Annotated in this window: 20 protein-coding genes and 6 pseudogenes; 9 read left to right on the plus strand and 17 right to left on the minus strand. The window is 47.3% G+C overall.

Translation table 11 applies throughout. The features are described from left to right. Positions 1 to 156 precede the first annotated feature (156 nt). The 7 genes from ACQGXV_RS01380 to ACQGXV_RS01410 all read right to left on the minus strand — a co-directional run bounded on the left by ACQGXV_RS01380 (position 157) and on the right by ACQGXV_RS01410 (position 5,110). On the minus strand, positions 157 to 384 hold the full coding sequence (locus ACQGXV_RS01380; protein ID WP_440864674.1) for a hypothetical protein: 228 nt from the start codon (positions 382 to 384) through the stop codon (positions 157 to 159). 15 nt (positions 385 to 399) lie between these two features. Beyond that, on the minus strand, positions 400 to 693 hold the full coding sequence (locus tag ACQGXV_RS01385) for a helix-turn-helix domain-containing protein (protein WP_440864675.1): 294 nt from the start codon (positions 691 to 693) through the stop codon (positions 400 to 402). A gap of 320 nt (positions 694 to 1,013) precedes the next feature. Further along, positions 1,014 to 2,078 carry a 5-(carboxyamino)imidazole ribonucleotide synthase gene (gene purK, locus ACQGXV_RS01390; RefSeq protein ID WP_440864676.1) on the minus strand — a complete coding sequence of 355 codons (1,065 nt, stop codon included), beginning with the start codon at positions 2,076 to 2,078 and terminating at the stop codon, positions 1,014 to 1,016. Then, entirely contained in the window at positions 2,075 to 2,584 is a 510-nt protein-coding gene (purE, locus tag ACQGXV_RS01395; protein WP_440864677.1) for a 5-(carboxyamino)imidazole ribonucleotide mutase, read from the minus strand. Before purE ends, purK begins: the two co-directional genes overlap by 4 nt. A 199-nt stretch (positions 2,585 to 2,783) precedes the next feature. After that, a complete protein-coding gene (locus ACQGXV_RS01400) occupies positions 2,784 to 3,506 on the minus strand; it encodes a UDP-2,3-diacylglucosamine diphosphatase (RefSeq protein ID WP_440864678.1) in 723 nt (240 codons plus the stop codon). A gap of 10 nt (positions 3,507 to 3,516) precedes the next feature. Then, positions 3,517 to 4,011, minus strand: a complete 495-nt coding sequence (gene ppiB, locus ACQGXV_RS01405; protein WP_440864679.1) for a peptidylprolyl isomerase B — start codon at positions 4,009 to 4,011, stop codon at positions 3,517 to 3,519. Positions 4,012 to 4,304: 293 nt separating this feature from the next. Further along, a protein-coding gene (locus ACQGXV_RS01410; protein ID WP_440864680.1) for an IS5 family transposase occupies positions 4,305 to 5,110 on the minus strand; the annotation gives its coding sequence in 2 pieces (ribosomal slippage) (positions 4,305 to 4,757 and positions 4,760 to 5,110; 804 coding nt in all). Between the two features lie 112 nt (positions 5,111 to 5,222). Here ACQGXV_RS01410 and ACQGXV_RS01415 point away from each other — a divergent pair. Continuing rightward, the gene (locus ACQGXV_RS01415) at positions 5,223 to 5,642 is read left to right on the plus strand and encodes a DoxX family protein (protein ID WP_440864681.1); all 420 of its coding nucleotides are present in this window, start codon (positions 5,223 to 5,225) and stop codon (positions 5,640 to 5,642) included. A 222-nt stretch (positions 5,643 to 5,864) separates the two neighbouring features. After that, positions 5,865 to 7,250 (plus strand): cysteine--tRNA ligase, encoded by a 1,386-nt coding sequence (gene cysS, locus ACQGXV_RS01420; RefSeq protein ID WP_440864682.1) that lies wholly within the window; start codon positions 5,865 to 5,867, stop codon positions 7,248 to 7,250. Positions 7,251 to 7,339: 89 nt separating this feature from the next. On the opposite strand, the gene ybcJ is transcribed toward cysS, so the two are convergent. Both ybcJ and folD read right to left on the minus strand, forming a co-directional pair. After that, positions 7,340 to 7,552 carry a ribosome-associated protein YbcJ gene (gene ybcJ, locus ACQGXV_RS01425; RefSeq protein WP_222157682.1) on the minus strand — a complete coding sequence of 71 codons (213 nt, stop codon included), beginning with the start codon at positions 7,550 to 7,552 and terminating at the stop codon, positions 7,340 to 7,342. 84 nt (positions 7,553 to 7,636) lie between these two features. After that, positions 7,637 to 8,500, minus strand: coding sequence for a bifunctional methylenetetrahydrofolate dehydrogenase/methenyltetrahydrofolate cyclohydrolase FolD (folD, locus tag ACQGXV_RS01430; RefSeq protein ID WP_440864683.1), 864 nt, complete (start codon positions 8,498 to 8,500; stop codon positions 7,637 to 7,639). 255 nt (positions 8,501 to 8,755) lie between these two features. Here folD and ACQGXV_RS01435 point away from each other — a divergent pair, with 255 nt between their 5' ends. Together ACQGXV_RS01435 and ACQGXV_RS01440 are read left to right on the plus strand one after the other, a co-directional pair. Continuing rightward, positions 8,756 to 9,037, plus strand: a complete 282-nt coding sequence (locus ACQGXV_RS01435) for a hypothetical protein (RefSeq protein WP_440864684.1) — start codon at positions 8,756 to 8,758, stop codon at positions 9,035 to 9,037. Positions 9,038 to 9,373: 336 nt separating this feature from the next. Beyond that, the gene (locus ACQGXV_RS01440) at positions 9,374 to 9,841 is read left to right on the plus strand and encodes a transposase family protein (protein WP_440864686.1); all 468 of its coding nucleotides are present in this window, start codon (positions 9,374 to 9,376) and stop codon (positions 9,839 to 9,841) included. Between the two features lie 463 nt (positions 9,842 to 10,304). On the opposite strand, the gene ACQGXV_RS01445 is transcribed toward ACQGXV_RS01440, so the two are convergent. Beyond that, positions 10,305 to 11,516, minus strand: coding sequence for an IS256 family transposase (locus ACQGXV_RS01445; protein ID WP_440864688.1), 1,212 nt, complete (start codon positions 11,514 to 11,516; stop codon positions 10,305 to 10,307). A 155-nt stretch (positions 11,517 to 11,671) separates the two neighbouring features. Further along, positions 11,672 to 12,415 (minus strand): annotated as a pseudogene (locus ACQGXV_RS01450) (IS5 family transposase); the annotation flags it as partial. A gap of 20 nt (positions 12,416 to 12,435) precedes the next feature. Between ACQGXV_RS01450 and ACQGXV_RS01455 the strand changes: the two are divergent. Next, entirely contained in the window at positions 12,436 to 13,335 is a 900-nt protein-coding gene (locus tag ACQGXV_RS01455) for a transposase family protein (RefSeq protein ID WP_440862939.1), read from the plus strand. Positions 13,336 to 13,386: 51 nt separating this feature from the next. Here ACQGXV_RS01455 and ACQGXV_RS01460 read toward each other — a convergent pair. The 4 genes and pseudogenes from ACQGXV_RS01460 to ACQGXV_RS01475 form a co-directional block, all read right to left on the minus strand. Further along, a pseudogene (locus ACQGXV_RS01460) lies at positions 13,387 to 13,494 on the minus strand (transposase); the annotation flags it as partial. 189 nt (positions 13,495 to 13,683) lie between these two features. Continuing rightward, positions 13,684 to 13,833 (minus strand): annotated as a pseudogene (locus ACQGXV_RS01465) (IS5/IS1182 family transposase); the annotation flags it as partial. 9 nt (positions 13,834 to 13,842) lie between these two features. After that, positions 13,843 to 15,199 (minus strand): annotated as a pseudogene (locus ACQGXV_RS01470) (IS256 family transposase). A 66-nt stretch (positions 15,200 to 15,265) separates the two neighbouring features. Continuing rightward, entirely contained in the window at positions 15,266 to 15,988 is a 723-nt protein-coding gene (locus tag ACQGXV_RS01475) for a hypothetical protein (protein ID WP_440864690.1), read from the minus strand. Positions 15,989 to 16,275: 287 nt separating this feature from the next. Between ACQGXV_RS01475 and ACQGXV_RS01480 the strand changes: the two are divergent. The 3 genes and pseudogenes from ACQGXV_RS01480 to ymcF form a co-directional block, all read left to right on the plus strand. After that, a pseudogene (locus ACQGXV_RS01480) lies at positions 16,276 to 17,211 on the plus strand (IS481 family transposase); the annotation flags it as partial. 786 nt (positions 17,212 to 17,997) lie between these two features. Further along, positions 17,998 to 18,210: a transcription antiterminator/RNA stability regulator CspE gene (gene cspE / locus ACQGXV_RS01485; protein WP_440864692.1), complete on the plus strand. Its 213-nt coding sequence runs from the start codon at positions 17,998 to 18,000 to the stop codon at positions 18,208 to 18,210. 18 nt (positions 18,211 to 18,228) lie between these two features. Beyond that, entirely contained in the window at positions 18,229 to 18,423 is a 195-nt protein-coding gene (gene ymcF, locus ACQGXV_RS01490; RefSeq protein WP_440867818.1) for a cold shock small protein YmcF, read from the plus strand. Between the two features lie 158 nt (positions 18,424 to 18,581). Here ymcF and ACQGXV_RS01495 read toward each other — a convergent pair whose 3' ends face one another. Together ACQGXV_RS01495 and ACQGXV_RS01500 are read right to left on the minus strand one after the other, a co-directional pair. Beyond that, complete coding sequence (locus ACQGXV_RS01495; RefSeq protein ID WP_440867819.1) at positions 18,582 to 19,166, minus strand: IS30 family transposase; 585 nt, start codon at positions 19,164 to 19,166, stop codon at positions 18,582 to 18,584. 18 nt (positions 19,167 to 19,184) lie between these two features. Then, positions 19,185 to 19,556 (minus strand): transposase, encoded by a 372-nt coding sequence (locus tag ACQGXV_RS01500; protein ID WP_440864693.1) that lies wholly within the window; start codon positions 19,554 to 19,556, stop codon positions 19,185 to 19,187. A gap of 1,383 nt (positions 19,557 to 20,939) precedes the next feature. On the opposite strand from ACQGXV_RS01500, the pseudogene ACQGXV_RS01505 reads away from it, so the two are divergent. Next, positions 20,940 to 21,131: pseudogene (locus tag ACQGXV_RS01505) on the plus strand (transposase); the annotation flags it as partial. Positions 21,132 to 21,272 lie beyond the last annotated feature (141 nt).

Below are 21,272 nucleotides of genomic sequence, written 5' to 3' on the forward strand. Positions count from 1 at the left end.
CCCTTATTTCACTATTAAGCAACACGCTTAATGTCCCTGAAAGCAGCAACCACAGTCTCCGCACGCTTATTAGGCAGTTTGCGAATGATGACGGTTTTCAATGCTTTATCTACGATGGTTAACAAGAATGACTTCTGGTCTTTGCCAAAAATAGTGTCAATTTCGAAGTGGCCAGGCTCCCTGTTTAAGCTCGGCTTGAGCTGGGCGATACTCAATACCAACACGGTTGGGAATAGGGCCTGATTTGAGGTTTTCGGCATTGTACCTGAAACGTTTTCCCCGATGAGGAAGTTGCTGATATAGCTCCCCGCCAGCCTGTCTCTCCTGCAGGATATAGCGATATAGCGTATTCTTGCTGACAGATATACCGAATTCCAGGTGCAAACGGCCACTGATGATTTAAGGTGAAGAGTGAGTGGAAAGCGCCTGCCTGATGAAGTTCTGAATGTGTGGCTCCAACTGGTAAAAAGCATTGTTTGGCAGAGGCTTATGACGGCGTTCCCGGACCAGAGTGTCCGCCCTTCTACAGCAGTAGACACCATTGAAAGTAGGGTCGGTATTGCGTCTGAGTTCCCTGCTGATGGTCGAGCGAGGCAGAGCAAGCTCTCTGGCGATGGTAGCTTGGTTGACACCTTCACCACGCCGCTTTTCGATGTAGAACCGTTCTTTCTGAGTCAGATGTTTTCCCTGCATGCAACAGGCTCTCCAGTATGGCCAGAACGGTGATTTTATCCGACTCTGGCAAGTGGTTCACTTTGTTGCGTTTCGAGTGGGAATGGGGCTCTTATTTGATACTTTAACTTAATTTTTATGCCAAATAATAACCAATAATACCGTTGCTAATAAATAACGTTAATTTACCCGCGATTAATAATAACCCTAATAATCCAGATGTCACGCCAAAATAAGACCATGTAAAAAGTGTGTGTTTATGGGGCATACAAAATAGACGGGCACGTTCGGGAAGGCATTTCCCACCGACGTAAAGTCATACGGTGTGAAATGCACAGCGGTTAAAGCGTTGCTTGTGCCCACTGCAAGCCGGAGTGATAGGCTTCAGGTAACAGGGGAACGAGTGACTGTAACGTGTGTTGTAGCTGAGTGCGATCGCTGTGCGTCAGGTTCAGGTGACCCACTTTACGCCCAGGCCGTACTTCTTTGTCGTACCAGTGCAGATGAACCAGCGGTAGTGCCAGCCAGGCAGAATTGACGTCAGTACCGATCAGATTGATCATGACGGCTGGGGCATCAATGACCGGTTTCGGTAACGGTAGATCCAAAATGGCGCGCAGGTGCAGTTCAAACTGGCTGATGGATGCTCCATTTTGTGTCCAGTGGCCGCTGTTGTGCATGCGGGGAGCTAATTCGTTGATCAGTAAACGATCGCCCACGATAAAGCACTCCATCGCCATTACGCCGACGTAACCGATCGCATTCATGATGGCGGCCAGCATGATTTCTGCCTGTTGCTGCATGCGCGCATCCGGCTGCGGCAGCGCAACGCTGGCGCGCAGAATGCCCTCTTCATGCAGATTGTGCGTCAGCGGATAAAACACACAGTGTCCATCCGTGCTACGCGCACCTACCATCGATACTTCGCCAGAGAACGCGATGCCCTGTTCCACGATGCATTCGCCATAGCACTCTTGCGGCAGGGTCGCTGCGGTGTCATGGCGTAAGCGCCACTGACCACGGCCGTCATAGCCGCCTACGCGACGTTTTACGATGGCTAACTCACCCAGTCGACTGAAGACGCCGGGCCACTCTTGCGCTGAAGCCAGCAACTGCCAGGGGGCGGTAGGCAACTGCAACGAATCCAGCAACTGTTTCTGTGTCAGACGATCGGCCAGGCGTGGAAAAATATCACGGTTAACAAAGGCCGCGTGCTCTGCCAATTCGCGCGTCAATGCGGTTTCAGGCCAGCGTTCAATCTCGGCGGTGATGACTGCGTGATGAAACGGGACGGATTCCGGTTCGGCATCCAGTCCCACCGGGTAGACGGCAATCCCGAGAGGTTCACCAGCCTGACGTAACATACGACCCAGTTGGCCGTTTCCTAATACGCAAACGGGTTTCATGCCTCCTCCCGCGGATCGGGATGCGCCAGCACCTCATCGGTTTGCTGCTGGAGCCAGTCGGCAAGGCGAACGGCTAGCTCACTATCGTGCAGCGCCAGAATCTGTGCGGCGAGCAGGGCCGCATTGGCGGCCCCGGCTTTACCAATAGCCAGCGTACCGACCGGGATGCCACGCGGCATTTGCACAATGGAGTACAGGCTATCAACACCACTTAACGCTGCACTCTCAACCGGCACACCCAGCACTGGCACCAGCGTTTTCGCTGCCAGCATACCGGGCAAGTGCGCTGCGCCGCCTGCGCCCGCAATGATCACATCAAACCCGTTTTGTGCGGCTTGCTCTGCAAAGCTAAACAGTTTGTCCGGCGTGCGGTGCGCTGAAACGACTTCGGTGTGAAAGGGAATAGCAAGTGTGGTGAGAATTTCCGCAGCAAACTGCATCGTAGCCCAGTCACTCTTTGAACCCATGACGATGGCAATTTTTGCCGGGGCAGCGTTGGATGACATGCCTGTAGTGCTCCTGTGATATGACGTATTGAGACGCATGGCTGCGTCGGCCAGAAAACAAACGGCGCTCTGGCTGGAGGGCGCAGATCATACCATGTGCGTTCGGGAAAGAAAACGGTTGCGTAGGGACAAATCGCAGTATTATTGCCGTTAACGTCATCACAGGTTCGCCACAAAAGGCGTAAAAAAACGGAGGAAATCAGAAGGGAAAGGAAATCAATGCCGTATCGTCTGCCGTGACTTTTATCATCCATCCTTGCTCATGCCAGGCACCCAGCACAGCACGTTGTGCTTCGCCGCTTTGCGTCATGACCGTGTGCACCGCCGGTCGATGAGTATGCCCATGAATCAAGGTGTTAACACCGTACTTCCGTAAACACGCCTGAACCGCCTGCGGGTTAACATCCATAATCTGCTTCCACTTATGCTGGTTTGCCTGCTGACTTGCCGCCCGCATTTTTGCCGCCACTTTGAGACGCAAACGCAAAGGTAAACGCAGGAACAGCCATTGGATGATGGGGTTGTGTACCCGGCGGCGATATTTCTGATAGGCCGCGTCGTCAATGCACAGGGTATCGCCGTGCATGATCAGGATTCGGCGTCCATAACATTCCACGACCTGCTCGGCGGGGAGCAGCGTCATGCCTGCCTGCGTGGCGAAATGCTTGCCCAGCAGGAAGTCACGGTTGCCGTGAATGAAATAACAAGGGACACCGCGTTGTTGCAATTGGTGCAGCGCGTCTGCGACGTTGGCATGTAGCGGTTGCGGATCGTCATCGCCGATCCAGGCATCGAACAGATCGCCCAGGATGAAGAGCGCATCCGCTTGCTGGGCATCACGCGCCAGAAAACGCATAAAACCGGCGGTGATCGCCGGTTCATGTACGTTCAGATGCAGGTCGGCAATAAACAGTGTTGCCATGCTGCTGCAATTACTCGCTGACAGTTACGTGGGTAATTAACACATCTTCTTTAGGAACGTCTTGGTGCATGCCGCTGCGGCCGGTTGACACGTCTTTGATCTTATGAACCACATCCATACCGTCGGTCACTTCGGCAAACACGCAATAGCCCCAGCCGTCAGCACGCTCTGAGCGGAAGTTAAGGAAATCGTTATCCACCAGGTTAATAAAGAACTGTGCGGTAGCGGAGTGCGGATCGTTGGTGCGCGCCATAGCCAGCGTACCGCGGGTGTTTTTCAGGCCGTTATTTGCCTCATTGGCGATAGGCGCTTCGGTGGCTTTTTGCTGCATACCCGGTGCGAAACCGCCGCCCTGGATCATGAACCCATTGATCACACGGTGAAAGATGGTGTTGTCATAAAAGCCGTTACGGCAGTAGTTTTCGAAGTTTTCTACGGTAGCAGGCGCTTTGTCTGCAAACGTGTTAATGACGATGTCACCGAAGTTTGTATGTAATGTAATCATAATGAGTAAACCCTGATAACCAGAAGGATGAGACATCAGCTGCCAGGCAGCGCAGTCTGCACAAAGGCTGAATAACCAAGGCGCTCTTATAGCATAACTGGCTGCTCGAGTCAGTATGGCGAGGGAACTATTCGCCGGGTAAATGTGGACCGCTTGGTTAAAAAGTAACACAATGTCAATAAAATTGATAATATGTCACGCATTTGAATTATTTTATTGAATAAAAATTTCCTTGTTGTAGATCAAACATTACTTATTTGGGAGTAGGATTTGCAATCAAGTCAGCTTAGAGCCTATCCCAATAGGATTTTATTCCAGACAATGATGCCGCAGGTAAAATGCAGCATCGCCTCATAATTTTCGACTTTCTTCTCCCAGCGAGTCAGAACCCGACGAAAGCGATTCATCCAGCTGTGCGTTCTCTCCACTACCCAGCGGTGAGCTTTAAAATCCGTGTTTTTGATGGCTTCCGACTCCTCTTTCCTTGACTGGATATGAGGTTCGTAACGACGACTTTTCAGACAGGCCTCCAGCCATCCGGCTTCATAGCCTTTGTCCAGACAGAGGCGGAGCTTTCTGCCGCGTCTGCCCGTCTGAAGGGCGTCGAGAGTATCAGCAACCAGCTTTATGTCGTGGGTATTTGCCCCTGAGACAACCAGAGAGAGGGGAAGCCCGTTCGCATCGGTCATCAGGCTACGCTTTACACCCTGTTTCCCCCGGTCTGTGGGATTCCGTCCTGTTTTTTTGAGCCTGCCAGCGGTGACTTCGTCATACAACCATCCATCGACAGCCATGACCAGTCGATAGCATCCAGCTGCTCGCAGGCCAGCAACCCGTTCTGCCAGAACCGTTCAAAAACTCCTGCATCCCGCCACTCCTGGAAGCGGCGGTGAGCGGAGCTTGACGAGCATATCCCGGTGGCATTCAGGGCATTCCACTGGCAACCCGTTCTGAGCACAAAGAGAATGGCGTTCATTGCGGCACGATTATCAACCCGCCTGCGATGCGTACCCAGCGGATGGTGGATTTTGTGTTCCGGGAGCAACGGAACCATTTTCCCCCAGAGTTCATCGCTGATCTGCCACTTATTGATTGCCATACTTCCCTCAGAAATTGCCATTACTTATTAACTGACAATTCCTTTTGGGATAGGTTCTTAGTCTTAAATGATTCGTATTACTGAGTTTACTAACAATACTAACAGGTGAATCATGCTGGGCTTAATCAATCGTGTACTGGATAAACCCGATGCAGGCAAACTGCTGCGTCTCGCTTTTGGCATTTTGTTGATTTTTCATGGATGGCACAAAATGGTCGGTGGGGTGGGTGCCATCGCAGGGATGCTGACAAATGCGGGATTACCGACGTTTATCGCGTATGGTGTTTTTGCGGGTGAAGTCATTGCCCCTGTCTTATTGATTCTCGGCATTCTGACGCGTCCTTCTGCTTTAGTGGTTGCCGGCACCATGGTGGTTGCGCAATTTCTGGCAGCTCCGGCGGGCTTTGTTTCGTTGGCGAAAACCGGTGCCTGGGGCGCTGAGCCGACAGCGGTATTCTTCTTCGCTGCATTGGCTATCGCACTGTTGGGCAGCGGGAAATACTCCGTGATGAGTAATCCGAATTTGCGCTAACGCCTCTTCGGTTTGCGAGCAGTAACATGAGACCCGGAGCATCATTGCCGGGTTTCTGTTTTTTTAATCCTTATCAATTATCTTCCTATTACGCAGTCTCAGTCTTGCAATAGCCCGAGGTTCAGGTTTCAATACGCTGCTGGGCTTGCTGAACCGCCTTAAGGCGTGGTTCCGTTTGCTGCACATACTCCATTTCTCCCGCGAATATCATGGAATGTTTTGATGTTAAAGATTTTTAATACGCTGAGTCGCCAAAAAGAGGAATTCAAACCCATTCATGCCGGGAACGTGGGCATGTATGTATGCGGCATTACCGTGTATGACCTGTGTCATATCGGTCACGGGCGTACTTTTGTGGCTTTCGATGTGGTTGCCAGGTATTTGCGCTATTTGGGTTACTCGCTCAACTATGTGCGCAACGTCACCGACATCGACGACAAAATCATCAAACGTGCCGCAGAGAATGGAGAAAGCTGCGAACAGCTGACCTCGCGCATGATCGTCGAAATGCACGCTGATTTTGATGCGTTGAACATTTTACGTCCCGATCTTGAGCCGCGTGCCACACACCATATTGCCGAAATTATTGAGCTGGTCGCGCAACTGATCGCGCGTAAACATGCCTATGTGGCTGACAACGGTGATGTGATGTTTTCTGTCGAAAGTGCGCCGGGTTACGGCGTGCTTTCTCTCCAGGATCTGGAACAGTTGAAAGCGGGCGCACGCATTGAGATTGCGGAAGTGAAGCGCAACCCGATGGACTTTGTGCTGTGGAAAATGTCCAAACCGGGCGAACCACACTGGACATCTCCGTGGGGCGAAGGGCGTCCCGGCTGGCACATCGAATGTTCCGCCATGAACTGCAAACAGCTTGGCGAGCACTTTGATATTCACGGTGGCGGTTCCGATCTGATGTTCCCGCACCATGAGAATGAAATTGCCCAGTCGACCTGCGCCCATGACGGTCCTTACGTCAACTACTGGATGCATTCCGGTATGGTGATGATCGATCGCGAGAAGATGTCTAAATCGCTCAACAACTTCTTTACCGTACGCGATGTGCTGAAATATTACGACGCCGAAACCGTACGTTACTTCCTGATGTCGGGTCATTACCGTAGTCAGTTGAATTACAGCGAAGAGAACCTGAAACAGGCGCGTGCCTCTTTAGAGCGCTTGTACACCGCGTTGCGCGGCACCGATCCGGCGGCGACGGCACAAGGTGGCGATGCGTTTGAAACACGTTTCCGCACGGCTATGGACGATGATTTTAATACGCCGGAAGCCTACTCGGTGCTGTTTGATATGGCGCGCGAGGTGAACCGTCTGAAAGCAGAAGATACGGTGGCAGCGGATGCGCTGGCCGCCGCGTTGCGCCATCTGGCGGGTATTCTGGGGCTGTTGGAACAAGACCCGGAAGCCTTCCTGCAAAGCGGTTCTCAAGCGGATTGTGATGAAGTGCAAGAGATTGAAGCACTGATTCAGCAGCGTAATGACGCGCGTCAGGCCAAAGACTGGGCGCTGGCAGATGTAGCGCGGGCGCGCCTGACAGAGATGGGGATTGTGTTAGAAGACGGTCCGCAGGGCACCAGCTGGCGTCGCAAATAGCGTTATTGCTCGTGGTATCGTGTTAACAATCGCCCGCGACGGTAGAACTTCGCGGGCGATTGTTATTGAGTCAGACGCATGGCTGTCGCTCAGGGCACCACATTGACCGATTGCCCGGCAAAGTTGACCCGTTGTCCGGCAATGATTTTGCAGCGTTTACGCGTTTCTACCTGATCGTCAACGGTGACGTTGCCGTCTGCAATGGCGGCTTTGGCGGCAGCACCGCTTTCACTCCAGCCGAGCAGTTTAAGCAGATCGCACAGTTCAACGTGCGGGTGTTTATCGAGATGAAAAGTTTCCATAACATCCTGCTGTAAGAAAGAAAAAGGCGCGCCTGAGCGCGCGATGTTAACGTGGTATGTGTGCGTTAACCGTAATCCGTGCCGTTACGCGTTGCCGTCGTGGTACTCTGCGCAGGCTTGCAGCGTATTTTGAATCAGGGTGCCAACGGTCATAGGGCCAACACCGCCGGGCACTGGCGTTATCAGCGACGCGCGCTCCTGTGCGACGGAAAACTCCACGTCGCCCACCACTTTTCCGCTGTCCAGACGATTGATACCGACATCGATAACGATGGCACCCGGTTTGATCCATTCGCCAGGAATAAAGCCCGGTTTGCCGACCGCAACAATCAGCAAATCGGCCTGCTCAACGTGTTGACGTAGGTTCTTGGTAAAACGGTGCGTCACGGTGGTGGTACAACCGGCCAGCAACAGTTCCAGACTCATCGGGCGGCCAACGATATTGGAAGCACCCACCACTACGGCGTTCAAGCCAAACATGTCTACATTGTAACGTTCCAGCAGCGTGATGATGCCACGCGGTGTGCAGGCACGCAGCAGCGGGTCGCGTTGGCACAGACGACCGACATTGTAAGGGTGGAAACCGTCCACGTCTTTATCGGGTGCGATGCGCTCGATAACTTTGGTGTTATTAACCCCTTCGGGGAGCGGCAATTGAACTAAAATACCATCAATGGTGTTGTCGGCATTCAGTTCGTCGATGAGTGCCAGCAGCGCGGTTTCCGTGGTACTGGAAGGTAAATCATAAGAGCGAGAGACAAAGCCCACTTCGTCACACACTTTACGTTTGCTCGCGACGTAAATCTGTGAGGCGGGATTATCGCCGACTAACACAACAGCCAGCCCTGGCGCACGCTTGCCCTCGGCCAGACGCTGCTTGACGCGCGCACAAACTTCATCCTTCACTTGCTGCGCAATCGTTTTACCATCAATAATCTTTGCTGCCATCTCTCTGGAAATCCATCAAATAAAACTACGGGGGATGGCGCTATTTTGTCAGAAGCAACGCGCGCTGTCAGGCACTGTATCAATATAAATTCGTCCGCACCTGACTGCTGTTGGCCTATTCTGTCGCAATTTCAACGCGATTTTTGCCGTTGTTCTTGGCCTGATACAACAAACTAGTTGCTGAATAGAGACTTGCATTTTTTGTCAGGCTATTGAGAATAAAAAGAGGTTTAACTTAGAGAATAAAGGTTTGAAATGATCAACAAAGAGCGGTTGTTACGAGATAATCGTTTATGTAAAGCAATCATTGGATTATCAGTCGAAGAATTGAAAAATTTAGCCGCTGAATTTTCAGATTGTTATTTGATTTATCGGAAAAAGAATCGAAAAGATCACGAGCGGCAGATGGGTGCAGGGCAGAAAGGATTTATCCCAACCCCATTAGATAAACTGCTTTTTATTTTATTGTATTTAAAATGTTATCCGACCTATGATTTGCAAGGACTTCTGGCTTTGTTGAATAATTTAACCGTTTGATTTACATCTTCTTTAGGTAGAATGCATGTACAGAGACTGTATTTTGTTAGAACGACAAATCAAGTAGTTAGCACAATAAAAAGGGCTTTGTTGAATAATTTAACCGTTTGATTTACATCTTCTTTAGTTAGAATGCATTTACAGAGAATGTATTTTGTTAGAACGACAAATCAAATAGTTAGCACAATAAAAAGCATTCCGAGAGGAAAAATTAGTCGTTGAAATTTTATAATGCTTATATAAATCAGTATCTTAAATTATTCAACAAAGCCAATAAAAAGCATTACGGCTGGAAAACTTAGTTGTTGAAGTGTTATAATAATTATGTAAATCAGCATGTTAAATTATTCAACAAAGCCAGGACTTCTTTTTGGTTTAGATAGAACACGGGTATGTCGCTGGGTAAAAATATTATTGCCGGTTTTAGAGATGACCTTGGGGCGAGAATGTGTTTTGCCCGCTCGTCAAATTCGCTCTGCTGAGGAATTTTTTCGCGCCTTTCCTGGAGTTAAAGACGTCTTTATTGATGGGACAGAGCGACCTGTCCAAAAGCCTAAGAATCTGCGTCGGCGAAAAAAAATGTATTCGGGAAAGAAAAGACAGACCACTCGAAAAGGGCTTATTATGACTGACGAAACAAGACAAATTGGATTTATCCCCATGAGCAAAAATGGGCGCCGTCACGATAAACGCTTACTCGATAAAGTCGATATAATTCGCCATATTCCTCCTGAGGTAACCATCTGGGCAGATACCGGTTTTCAAGGTATAGATAAACAGCATCCTAATGGCTTTGTTGAATAATTTAACCGTTTGATTTACATCTTCTTTAGTTAGAATGCATTTACAGAGAATGTATTTTGTTAGAACGACAAATCAAATAGTTAGCACAATAAAAAGGGCTTTGTTGAATAATTTAACGTTTTGATTTACAACTTCTTTAGGTGGGATGCATGTACAGAAAATGTATTTTGTTAGAACGACAAATCAAATAGTTAGCACAATAAAAAGCATTACGGTAGTAAAATTTAGTCGTTAAAATGGCTTTGTTGAATAATTTAAGATACTGATTTATATAAGCATTATAAAATTTCAACGACTAATTTTTCCTCTCGGAATGCTTTTTATTGTGCTAACTATTTGATTTGTCGTTCTAACAAAATACATTCTCTGTAAATGCATTCTAACTAAAGAAGATGTAAATCAAACGGTTAAATTATTCAACAAAGCCAGTCTGTAAAGAATTTCGTGTAAATGGCTCCATCGCTTAACCGGAAATCCGATCTCCATACATCAACATGAATTGGCTCATAGCCGGTTTCCAGTCTCTGATTGGTAGGGTCCATTTAGCCGAGATATTATGCAAGGCTAGATAGAATAATTTTAGCACCGAGTCATCCGTTGGAAATATTCGTCGCGTTTTCGTTATCTTGCGCAATGAAGCATTTAACGACTCTATCGCGTTGGTGGTGTAGATAACCTTGCGAATCTCCGGCGGAAAATCAAAAATGACGATGAGACGTTCCCAATTATTTCTCCACGATGGGCTGATCGTCGGGAACTGCTCATCCCATTTGGCCGCGAAGGCATCCAGGGCCTCTTCAGCGCCCTCTAGCGTTGCGGAACTATAGATAGTGCGGAGGTCAGCAGCAACGGCTTTACGCTCTTTCCAGCCGACGTAGCGCAGCGAGTTCCGCACCTGATGCACGATGCAGAGCTGTACCCGCGTATGCGGGTAAACAGCTTCAATGGCATCAGGAAAGCCCTTCAGGCCATCGCAGCAGGCGATGAAGATGTCCTGTAGCCCACGATTTTTCAGTTCTGTCATTACAGATAACCAGAACTTGGCCCCCTCGGTTTTGGCTATCCATAGCCCCAGCAGCTCTTTTTCGCCCTGGCCGTTGATGCCTAGAGCAAAGTAAACAGACTTGTTGGTCACGGCTCCGCCGTCCTGGCTTTTGACCACAATACAGTCAAGGTAAACAATGGGATAAAACGCATCCAGCGGCCGTTGCTGCCAGCGCTTAACGTCATCCATCACGGCATTGGTCACTTGAGAAATGAAGCCAGCGGAAACATCGACCCCGTAGACTTCTTTAAAGTGAGCCTGAATATCACGGGTTGATAGCCCTCTGGAATAGAGAGAAATAATGCGGTCATCGAAGCCGTTAAGCTGCTTTTCGTGCTTACCGATCAGTGTCGGCTCGAAGGTACTGTTGCGGTAGCGCGGAATATCGAGCTCGAGCGCCCCATTTTGGCTACGTACGCTCTTGGATGTCTTGCCATTGCGGGAGTTGCCTGAATGATTACCAGCCGGGTCATGCTTAGCATACCCAAGGTGTATCTCCATCTCAGCTTGAAGAACCCGTTCCGCCAGTCTTTTAGTCAGCTCCTTGAGTAGGCCTGATTCACCCAGAAGCTCCTGAGGGGAGTGGCAATCCTGAAGCAGTTGGTCAATAAGTTCGTTGCTGATAGGCATTTTTTGTCCTCTGAAGGTTTTCCTCAAAATGCCATTTACACAGATCTTTTTACACTCTCAAATGGCTCCATTGCTTAACCGGAGATTCGTTCTCCATAAGGCTTTGTTGAATAAATCAGAATTAGCCGACAGGATGACTCCCTCTGCTACACCTGTTATCCTATCCTGACGCTGTGTGGCATACCCAACAACGTCATACGGTTCAACGCTTTGACCATCGCTATGGCTTCACCTACTTGAGCCTCATAGTCACGCAGGCTCAGATGGCCACGCAACAAAGTTTTTATGCGGAACATCGCTGTTTCTGCCACTGAACGCCGGTGATAACCCACTTTCTTTTTCCACATATCATTACTCCCGCTCAGACGCTGATTCGCCACCGCATGGTTACGTTCATGGTACTTGTCCGGCCAGTATTTGGCTCCGCTTCGCGGCGGGATAAGGGGCCTGATTTTCTTTCTTAGCAACGCATCGTGGCAGTAACGGGCGTCATAAGCACCGTCTGCTGACACTTCCCTGATTTTTCGGTGGGTTTGGTTAATCAGGCCCGGCAGTGCCTGCGCATCTGTCGTTCCGCTGAGCGATAAGTCGGCACAGATAATCTCATGCGTCGCACTGTCTGCTGCCAGATGAAGCTTGCGCCACACTCTTCGTCTGTCAGCCCCATGCTGCCTGACTTTCCATTCACCTTCGCCAAAGACCTTCAGACCGGTACTGTCGATGACCAGATGCGAGATTTCACCACGCGTTGGCGTTTTTATGCTGATACTGACGGTTTTTGCCCGCCGACTGACCAGAGAGTAGTCCGGGCAGCGCAGTGGCAGGCTCATCAGTAAACTAGTTGCTGAATAGAGACTTGCATTTTTTGTCAGGCTATTGAGAATAAAAAGAGGTTTAACTTAGAGAATAAAGGTTTGAAATGATCAACAAAGAGCGGTTGTTACGAGATAATCGTTTATGTAAAGCAATCATTGGATTATCAGTCGAAGAATTGAAAAATTTAGCCGCTGAATTTTCAGCTTGTTATTTGATTTATCGGAAAAAGAATCGAAAAGATCACGAGCGTCAGATGGGTGCAGGGCAGAAAGGATTTATCCCAACCCCATTAGATAAACTGCTTTTTATTTTATTGTATTTAAAATGTTATCCGACCTATGATTTGCAAGGACTTCTTTTTGGTTTAGATAGAACACGGGTATGTCGCTGGGTAAAAATATTATTACCGGTTTTAGAGATGACCTTGGGGCGAGAATGTGTTTTGCCCGCTCGTCAAATTCGCTCTGCTGAGGAATTTTTTCGCGCCTTTCCTGGAGTTAAAGACGTCTTTATTGATGGGACAGAGCGACCTGTCCAAAAGCCTAAGAATCTGCGTCGGCGAAAAAAAATGTATTCGGGAAAGAAAAGACAGACCACTCGAAAAGGGCTTATTATGACTGACGAAACAAGGCAAATTGGATTTATCCCCATGAGCAAAAATGGGCGCCGTCACGATAAACGCTTACTCGATAAAGTCGATATAATTCGCCATATTCCTCCTGAGGTAACCATCTGGGCAGATACCGGTTTTCAAGGTATAGATAAACAGCATCCTAATACACAAATCCCAAAAAAAGGAACTCGAAAAAGACCTTTATCGCCTGAACAAAAACAAGAAAATAAAATAATCTCGGGCATCCGTATTACAGTTGAACACGCCATCGCGGGTATCAAGCGCCTCGGTTGCATGACCCAAATTTTACGGAATCGTAGACCCTTTATTGATGATACCTTCTTACTCCTTAGCGCCGGTCTTTGGAATTTCCATCTCAGAACAGCGTAAAATTTACTTCAATCACCGAAACACCCTTATTTCACTATTAAGCAACACGCTTAGTGTAAAAACCGAGTCGACAAAGCCCTGTAATGCCCGGAGCGACAGGTTAAACACGCGCTTTATCATCAAAACCGTGGTAACAGCCATATCGGTGTAGTAAAGCGGGGCTTTGTTGAATAATTTAACCGTTTGATTTACATCTTCTTTAGTTAGAATGCATTTACAGAGAATGTATTTTGTTAGAACGACAAATCAAATAATTAGCACAATAAAAAGCATTCCGAGAGGAAAAATTAGTCGTTGAAATTTTATAATGCTTATATAAATCAGTATCTTAAATTATTCAACAAAGCCGTAAAGCGGCCGACCACGACCTTCAGGCGAAGAACTGTCAGTCCATGCAGCGATGGCCGACTCATCAAGCCAGACCGTCAGGGAGCCGCGTTGTCTGAGTGCTTTGTTGTAGGTGGGCCAGTTGGTGATTTTAAACTTTTGCTTTGCCATGGGGAGCTGCTATCGGGAGCGATGATAGTGCTTTGATCCGGCGATCCCCTGAAAGTTCGATTTATTCAACAAAGCCTCTCCATACATCAACATGAATTGGCTCATAGCAGGTTTCCAGTCTCTGATTGGCAAGGTCCATTTAGCAGAGATATTATGCAAGGCTAGATAGAGTAATTTTATCACCGAGTCATCCGTTGGAAATATTCGTCGCGTTTTCGTTATCTTGCGCAATGAAGCATTTAACGACTCTATCGCGTTGGTGGTGTAGATAACCTTGCGGATCTCCGGCGGAAAGTCAAAAATGACGATGAGACGTTCCCAATTATTTCTCCACGACGGGCTGATCGTCGGGAACTGCTCATCCCATTTGGCCGCGAAGGCATCCAGGGCCTCTTCAGCGCCCTCTAGCGTTGCGGAACTATAGATGGTGCGCAGGTCAGCAGCAACGGCCTTACGCTCTTTCCAGCCGACGTAGCGCAGCGAGTTCCGCACCTGATGCACAATGCAGAGCTGTACCCGCGTATGCGGGTAAACAGCTTCAATGGCATCAGGAAAGCCTTTCAGGCCATCGCAGCAGGCGACGAAGATGTCCTTTAGCCCACGATTTTTCAGTTCTGTCATCACAGATAACCAGAACTTGGCCCCCTCAGTTTTGGCTATCCATAGCCCCAGCAGCTCTTTTTCGCCCTGGCCGTTGACGCCGAGGGCCAGATAAACAGACTTGTTGGCCACGGCTCCGCCGTCCTGGCTTTTGACAACAATACAGTCAAGGTAAACAATGGGATAAAGCGCATCCAGCGGCCGTTGCTGCCAGCGCTTAACGTCATCCATCACAGCATTGGTCACTTGAGAAATAAAGCCAGCGGAAACATCGACCCCGTAGACTTCTTTAAAGTGTGCCTGAATATCACGGGTTGATAACCCTCTGGAATAGAGAGAAATAATGCGGTCATCGAAGCCGTTAAGCTGTTTTTCGTTCTTACCGATCAGTGTCGGCTCGAAGGTACTGTTGCGGTCGCGCGGAATATAGCCAACCGACTTAAAAATGATTACATCCTATGCCCTGATATGCGGCAAAGAAGCATAGCTGGCTGTTATCAAAATAATGTCGCTTGGCTATATCGAGCTCGATCTCCCCATTTTGGCTACGTACGCTCTTGGATGTCTTGCCATTGCGGGAGTTGCCTGAATGATTACCTGCCGGGTCATGCTTAGCATACCCAAGGTGCATCTCCATCTCAGCTTCAAGAACCCGTTCCGCCAGTCTTTTAGTCAGCACCTTGAGTAGGCCTGATTCACCCAGCAGATCCTGAGGGGAGTGACAATCTTGAAGCAGTTGGTCAATAAGTTCGTTGCTGATAGGCATTTTGTTATCCTTTGAAGGTTTTCCTCAAAATGCCATTTACACAGATTATTTTACAGTCTCCAGAATTCAATCGGTATTGACATCATTGATCATGTTACAAGTGAAACCCCACCGAACCAGCATGGCAGCACGTTGCAAATTGAAGGCAACGTAGGGAAGGGTGGTTTCATGATGCTTGTCCAACTGTGTTTCTGTTACCGCTGAAAATTTATCCAAAATAGCCAGTGCTTCACTGTAGGTTGTTTTGGCTTCAGGTCTGTTTTCTTCCGGCAATGACTGAAGTAATTTGCCAATAAATGCGATCAACTCGCTACGTTTTTCGATGTCATAACTCAGCATCAGATAGTCAAATGCGGAATTATCAATGATGCCTTTTTTGTTGGGTACTTTATTGACGTCGTAGGCCTCACGGCTGTTGAGGTAGGATCTGGCATGATCGGCGCGGTTGTTCCTGGTATCACAGATATCCATCAATCCGGATAACTTCACCACCAGCGCATCAGAATCATCTCTGAGAGGATAGCGAATGTTGGCGGCTATCCCGTTGGAAAAGTGCGGGATGCCATCTTTAAAGCCATAGTTGGTCACAATATTCAGCAACAACCGAAGGATTACCCACGCTAATGATGCACCCATTACCCAGGGGAAATTGGTATGTATGCTGTCCAGACGCGCACCCAGCATATTTTCAAGGTAGGGGAGAGAATAATGCACGACCAGGAAAAAGACAGCAATTTTACTAAGGCCAATAACCAGTTTTTTTATTATAGGTTTGTAGATCTCAAACATAAAATTTCCTTATAAAGGTCGATAGCACAACACCGTGCTATCGAACGAATCAACAGGTCTTTGTTCATCATGGCCTGAATGAGAATAACGGGAGGTGGTGCGTAAATATCCGGCGATCGCAGGATGCCAGATGGCCTTACTGGCCAAATATCAGTCGTGAATCTAACAATTTCATAGGGGTAATTTGTATTAGTCGCGACTTGATCTGACACATGACCTTGAAAGGTTGAGAGTTACCGGTTTTGATATGGGTGTCTAATCCTTAAACAAAACGCGAGGTAACTCTCATGCTTCATACTAACAATCACATCATCAAACACAAAGCCGGCCTGCTCAATCTCGCCGAAGAACTTGGTAACGTATCAAAAGCCTGCAAGATCATGGGCGTGTCGCGCGACACGTTTTACCGTTATCAGGAACTGGCTGCTGAAGGTGGCATCGATGCACTGGTTAACCAGAACCGCCGGGTTCCCAACCTGAAGAACCGCGCCGACGAAGCCACTGAACGCGCGGTTGTTGAATATGCCGTTGAGTTCCCGGCCCACGGGCAGCACCGGACAAGTAATGAGCTGCGTAAAAAAGGCGTATTTATCTCCGGCAGCGGCGTGCGATCCATCTGGCAACGGCACGATCTTGAGAACTTCCGTAAACGCCTGAAGGCGCTTGAGGAAAAAGTTGCCAGAGAAGGCATCGTGCTTACCGATGTCCAAATCGCAGCGCTGGAGAAAAAGGCGCATGATGATGAGGCCAGCGGCGAAATCGAGACGGCTCATCCGGCTTATCTCGGGTCGCAGGACACCTTCTACGTTGGCAATCTGAAAGCGGTGGGCCGTATCTACCAGCAGACGTTCGTGGATACGCAGTCGAAAGTGGCACACTGCAAGCTTTATACGAGTAAAACGCCGATCACTGCCGCCGACCTGCTAAATGATCGCGTACGGCCGTTCTACGAGGCTCAGGGACTGCCGATGCTGAGAATACTGACCGACAGGGGAACGGAGTACTGTGGTAAGGTGGAGCAGCATGATTACCAGCTGTATCTGGCCATCAACGATATCGACCATACAAAAACGAAGGCGATGTCTCCGCAGACGAACGGCATCTGCGAGCGCTTCCATAAAACGATTTTGCAGGATTTTTATCAGGTTACGTTCCGCAAGAAGTTATATGGGGACCTGGAGAGCCTGCAGGCAGATCTGGACAACTGGTTGTGGCATTACAATAGGCTTTGTTGAATAATTTAAGATACTGATTTATATAAGCATTATAAAATTCCAACGACTAATTTTTCCTCTCGGAATGCTTTTTATTGTGCTAACTATTTGATTTGTCGTTCTAACAAAATACATTCTCTGTAAATGCATTCTAACTAAAGAAGATGTAAATCAAACGGTTAAATTATTCAACAAAGCCATTACAATAATGAGCGAACTCATCAGGGAAAAATGTGCTGCGGGCGAACGCCAATGGCCACGTTACTTGATGGAAAACGGGTCTGGGCAGAAAAGGATCTGAACCGGATGTAATCTGACAGACACCTGTATAAATAACCGGTAACTGTCAGATCAGGTCTGAGCTAGTATAGGTAATTCAATGTTGGTGTGACAGTTTCTTTTTTTCAATTTATTGAGCGGCGTAATTATTTTAACTGTTTCTATATTATTGTCTTAATATTTTATTTGTGATGGATATTCATGCTGAGTTGGCGAGGCGTATCGGGCTAAACAACGATTTTCTATGCAAGCGTCCCGTTCGCGTTGCATCTGTTGCCGTCACTGGACGAAAAAGGATTTCTTGATACTACTTGCAATGCCAACCACTTTATGCGTTAATAACCACGTCGGTTTGATAAGCAGACATGATCAACGCAGTTTACTAAAGCAGTTCTCACATCTAAGTGCTATCTAAGAGTTATCCTCGATACCCCTTCTTTTTGAGTTTCATGTTTACGCTCTGAATCCTGTTCTCAAGCCCTGTTCGCCGAAAGGCTCATTAAGAAGGTAATAGATATGTCTAACAAAACGACTGGTTTAGTAAAATGGTTCAACGCAGATAAGGGTTTTGGCTTCATCTCCCCGACTGACGGTAGCAAAGATGTTTTCGTTCATTTTTCTGCAATTCAGAGCAACGAGCTCCATACTCTGGATGAAGGGCAGAAAGTTGAATTCTCGATTGAAAATGGCCCGAAAGGCCCAGCAGCTGCGAACGTGGTTGCGCTGTAAGTAAAGGATTGGTTCGTTATTTCTACATTATTTCTAAAATGTCCGTGTTGCCACGGCTCCCAATACAGAACGTCGCATTTTGACGTTTCACCGTGGAACCCGCATGGTGCAAAATGCATTTTTTGCAAATCCATCATGCAAGTGGAGAGCAACAGCGCCGTGCACACTGGGCAGCTAATAAAAATGCCAACATTATTGGCGCATTACTCTTGATAATTTCAGAATAAAAACCTCTGTATAAATTAAACCACACCTGGTGCGTCAATGTTAATTGACCGGGGTGTGGTTTTTTTGTATCAAGAAGAAACTGTTGTGGTTTTCCTGATACCTTTGCCCCATTCCCAGTCGAAACGCAACAAAACGGTAGGGCATTATGCCGCCTGTAAGTGCGTTAAAAATACCTCATTTGGAGAACGATAACCCAGCGATTTTCTGCCTCGCGTATTGAGCAGGTGTTCGAGTGCTGCAACCTTGCGATGGGTGACATAATTGAAGTCCGTTCCCTTCGGGTAAAAACGCCGTATCAGCCCGTTGGTATGCTCATTCAACCCGCGTTCCCAGGAATGATATGGCCGGGCAAAGTAGACCGGTGCCCCCGTGACTTTTGTAATTTCCCCGTGCTGGGAAAATTCAGAACCGTTGTCAGCAGTCAGGGTTTTAAACTCGCAGAAGGTATTGGCAACGATGTCCCTGAAGGCCGCTACCACTGTCTCTGCTCGCTTGTTGGGCAGTTTGCGAATGATGACCAGCTTGACGGCTTTATCGACTACCGTCAGCAGGAATGATTTCTGATCTTTGCCAAAGATGGTGTCAATCTCGAAATGCCCGGGTTCCTGCTTGAGGTCAGCAACGGCCGGCCGCTGCTCAATGCCAACACGGTTGGGAATAGGACCGCGTTTGTTCTCATCGGTCTGATAGTTATACCGTTTACCCCGATGAGGGAGCTGCTGATACAGCTCACCGCCGGCCCGGCGCTACTGCTGGATATAGCGATAGAGCGAGTTCTTGCTGACGGACAGGCCAAATTCCAGGACCAGGCGCCCACTGATGACCTCAGGTGAGGTGTGGGTAGACAGCGCCGTTCTGATAAAGTCCTGAATGTGCGGTTCAAGCTGGTTAATCACGCTGTCCGGCCCTGTTTTCTGCCGCCGCCCTCTGGCCAACGTTTCGGCCCTTCTGCAGGAATAGACCCCGTTGAAAGCGGCGTCGGTATTGCGTCTGAGCTCCCTGCTGATGGTAGAACGAGGAAGCTCCAGTTCCCGGGCGATGGTGGCCTGGTTAACCCCATCACCACGCCGTTTTTCGATGTAGAACCGCTCTTTGTGAGTCAGATGTTTTCCCTGCATGCAACGGGATCTCCAGTAGGGCCAGAACGGTGATTTTATCCGGGTCTGGCCAGTGGGTCACTTTGTTGCATTTCGACTGGGAATGGGGCTTTTAGTATAGAAATTACGGGAAGTGTAAAAATCACAAACAGTATCGCGTTAACAGCAAAAATGAGGGTAGTGGTTTCAATAACGGTAAAATACTCAATTATCAATCGGGTTTTGTATAAAACTTGAAGGAAAAACACTCCGGTGATGGATGCGAGCCAAAAGTGTGCATAAGATAAAAAGATGCTACAAAACAAAAAGGTATAGTGATAATCTTTTTTCTTTTGTAAGGATTTCAGATCAAAGTTCTTGTAATACTCATTCAGTATCGCAACGATCTCTTGGTGTTTGGTGCCGAATAAAATAAAAATGAAAAAAAGGCACATAAGAAGAGTAAAAATATTTTGTATTTTATTCAAAGTGGGCAGGTCGTTGAAGACCGTGTACAAACTGTATGAAAAATTGCATGTTGCCGAAAGTGACAGTAAAAGAAACCATTTCCTTTTCATAAATCGGCTTTGTTGAATAATTTAACCGTTTGATTTACATCTTCTTTAGTTAGAATGCATTTACAGAGAATGTATTTTGTTAGAACGACAAATCAAATAGTTAGCACAATAAAAAGCATTCCGAGAGGAAAAATTAGTCGTTGAAATTTTATAATGCTTATATAAATCAGTATTTTAAATTATTCAACAAAGCCTCATAAATCCTCAATCCTGAACGTTGCTTCACCCTTAGAATACACGACAGTATACATCACCTCTCTGTAACGCGTTGGCATTCAGGTTAAAAGGTGTCAGTAGTAATGACTACCGTACGCTGTCTGTTGTGTAAAATCGCTAGCCGGGTGTGAAAATCGGTGTTTATTAGTAACGATATGGCATAGCAACGATTAAATGAGGTTGCAATATAACCGTTGTGAATTCTAGTTTATATCTTAAAAAAAATAGAATAATGAGTTTTTTTAGGGATTAAATTGGCTTTGTTGAATAATTTAAGATACTGATTTATATAAGCATTATAAAATTTCAACGACTAATTTTTCCTCTCGGAATGCTTTTTATTGTGCTAACTATTTGATTTGTCGTTCTAACAAAATACATTCTCTGTAAATGCATTCTAACTAAAGAAGATGTAAATCAAACAGTTAAATTATTCAACAAAGCCGATTAAATTGCAAACAAATGTTGGGGAAACGGACTCCATCATAACTGATGTGGGTGTAAATTGATGGATTTGGAATACCTCTATTTTACTAAAGGGGATAATATTATCTGGTGCATTGTCAGCAATGGAGAGTGTAAAAAGATCTGTGTAAATGGCATTTTGAGGAAAACCTTCAGAGGACAAAAAATGCCTATCAGCAACGAGCTTATTGACCAACTGCTTCAGGATTGCCACTCCCCTCAGGAGCTTCTGGGTGAATCAGGCCTACTCAAGGAGCTGACTAAAAGACTGGCGGAACGGGTTCTTGAAGCTGAGATGGAGATACACCTTGGGTATGCTAAGCATGACCCGGCTGGTAATAATTCAGGAAACTCCCGCAAGGCTTTGTTGAATAATTTAAAATACTGATTTAAATGGGTATTATAAAATTTTAACGACTAAATTTTACTACCGTAATGCTTTTTATTGTGCTAACTATTTGATTTATCGCTCTAACAAAATACATTTTCTGTACATGCA

It is taken from the genome of Symbiopectobacterium purcellii, assembly GCF_052050035.1.
Classification (GTDB): Bacteria; Pseudomonadota; Gammaproteobacteria; order Enterobacterales; family Enterobacteriaceae; genus Symbiopectobacterium; species Symbiopectobacterium purcellii_A.

Excerpts from the sequence above, each read along its gene's own strand:
- ACQGXV_RS01500 (WP_440864693.1), bottom strand. The coding sequence starts at position 19,556 with ATGCAGGGAAAACATCTGACTCACAAAGAGCGGTTCTACATCGAAAAA.
- ACQGXV_RS01445 (WP_440864688.1), bottom strand. The coding sequence starts at position 11,516 with ATGCCTATCAGCAACGAACTTATTGACCAACTGCTTCAGGATTGCCAC.
- ACQGXV_RS01385 (WP_440864675.1), bottom strand. The coding sequence starts at position 693 with ATGCAGGGAAAACATCTGACTCAGAAAGAACGGTTCTACATCGAAAAG.
- cspE (WP_440864692.1), top strand. The coding sequence starts at position 17,998 with ATGTCTAACAAAACGACTGGTTTAGTAAAATGGTTCAACGCAGATAAG.
- purE (WP_440864677.1), bottom strand. The coding sequence starts at position 2,584 with ATGTCATCCAACGCTGCCCCGGCAAAAATTGCCATCGTCATGGGTTCA.
- ACQGXV_RS01415 (WP_440864681.1), top strand. The coding sequence starts at position 5,223 with ATGCTGGGCTTAATCAATCGTGTACTGGATAAACCCGATGCAGGCAAA.
- folD (WP_440864683.1), bottom strand. The coding sequence starts at position 8,500 with ATGGCAGCAAAGATTATTGATGGTAAAACGATTGCGCAGCAAGTGAAG.
- purK (WP_440864676.1), bottom strand. The coding sequence starts at position 2,078 with ATGAAACCCGTTTGCGTATTAGGAAACGGCCAACTGGGTCGTATGTTA.
- ACQGXV_RS01475 (WP_440864690.1), bottom strand. The coding sequence starts at position 15,988 with ATGTTTGAGATCTACAAACCTATAATAAAAAAACTGGTTATTGGCCTT.
- ppiB (WP_440864679.1), bottom strand. The coding sequence starts at position 4,011 with ATGATTACATTACATACAAACTTCGGTGACATCGTCATTAACACGTTT.
- ACQGXV_RS01435 (WP_440864684.1), top strand. The coding sequence starts at position 8,756 with ATGATCAACAAAGAGCGGTTGTTACGAGATAATCGTTTATGTAAAGCA.
- cysS (WP_440864682.1), top strand. The coding sequence starts at position 5,865 with ATGTTAAAGATTTTTAATACGCTGAGTCGCCAAAAAGAGGAATTCAAA.
- ACQGXV_RS01455 (WP_440862939.1), top strand. The coding sequence starts at position 12,436 with ATGATCAACAAAGAGCGGTTGTTACGAGATAATCGTTTATGTAAAGCA.
- ybcJ (WP_222157682.1), bottom strand. The coding sequence starts at position 7,552 with ATGGAAACTTTTCATCTCGATAAACACCCGCACGTTGAACTGTGCGAT.
- ACQGXV_RS01400 (WP_440864678.1), bottom strand. The coding sequence starts at position 3,506 with ATGGCAACACTGTTTATTGCCGACCTGCATCTGAACGTACATGAACCG.
- ACQGXV_RS01440 (WP_440864686.1), top strand. The coding sequence starts at position 9,374 with ATGTTAAATTATTCAACAAAGCCAGGACTTCTTTTTGGTTTAGATAGA.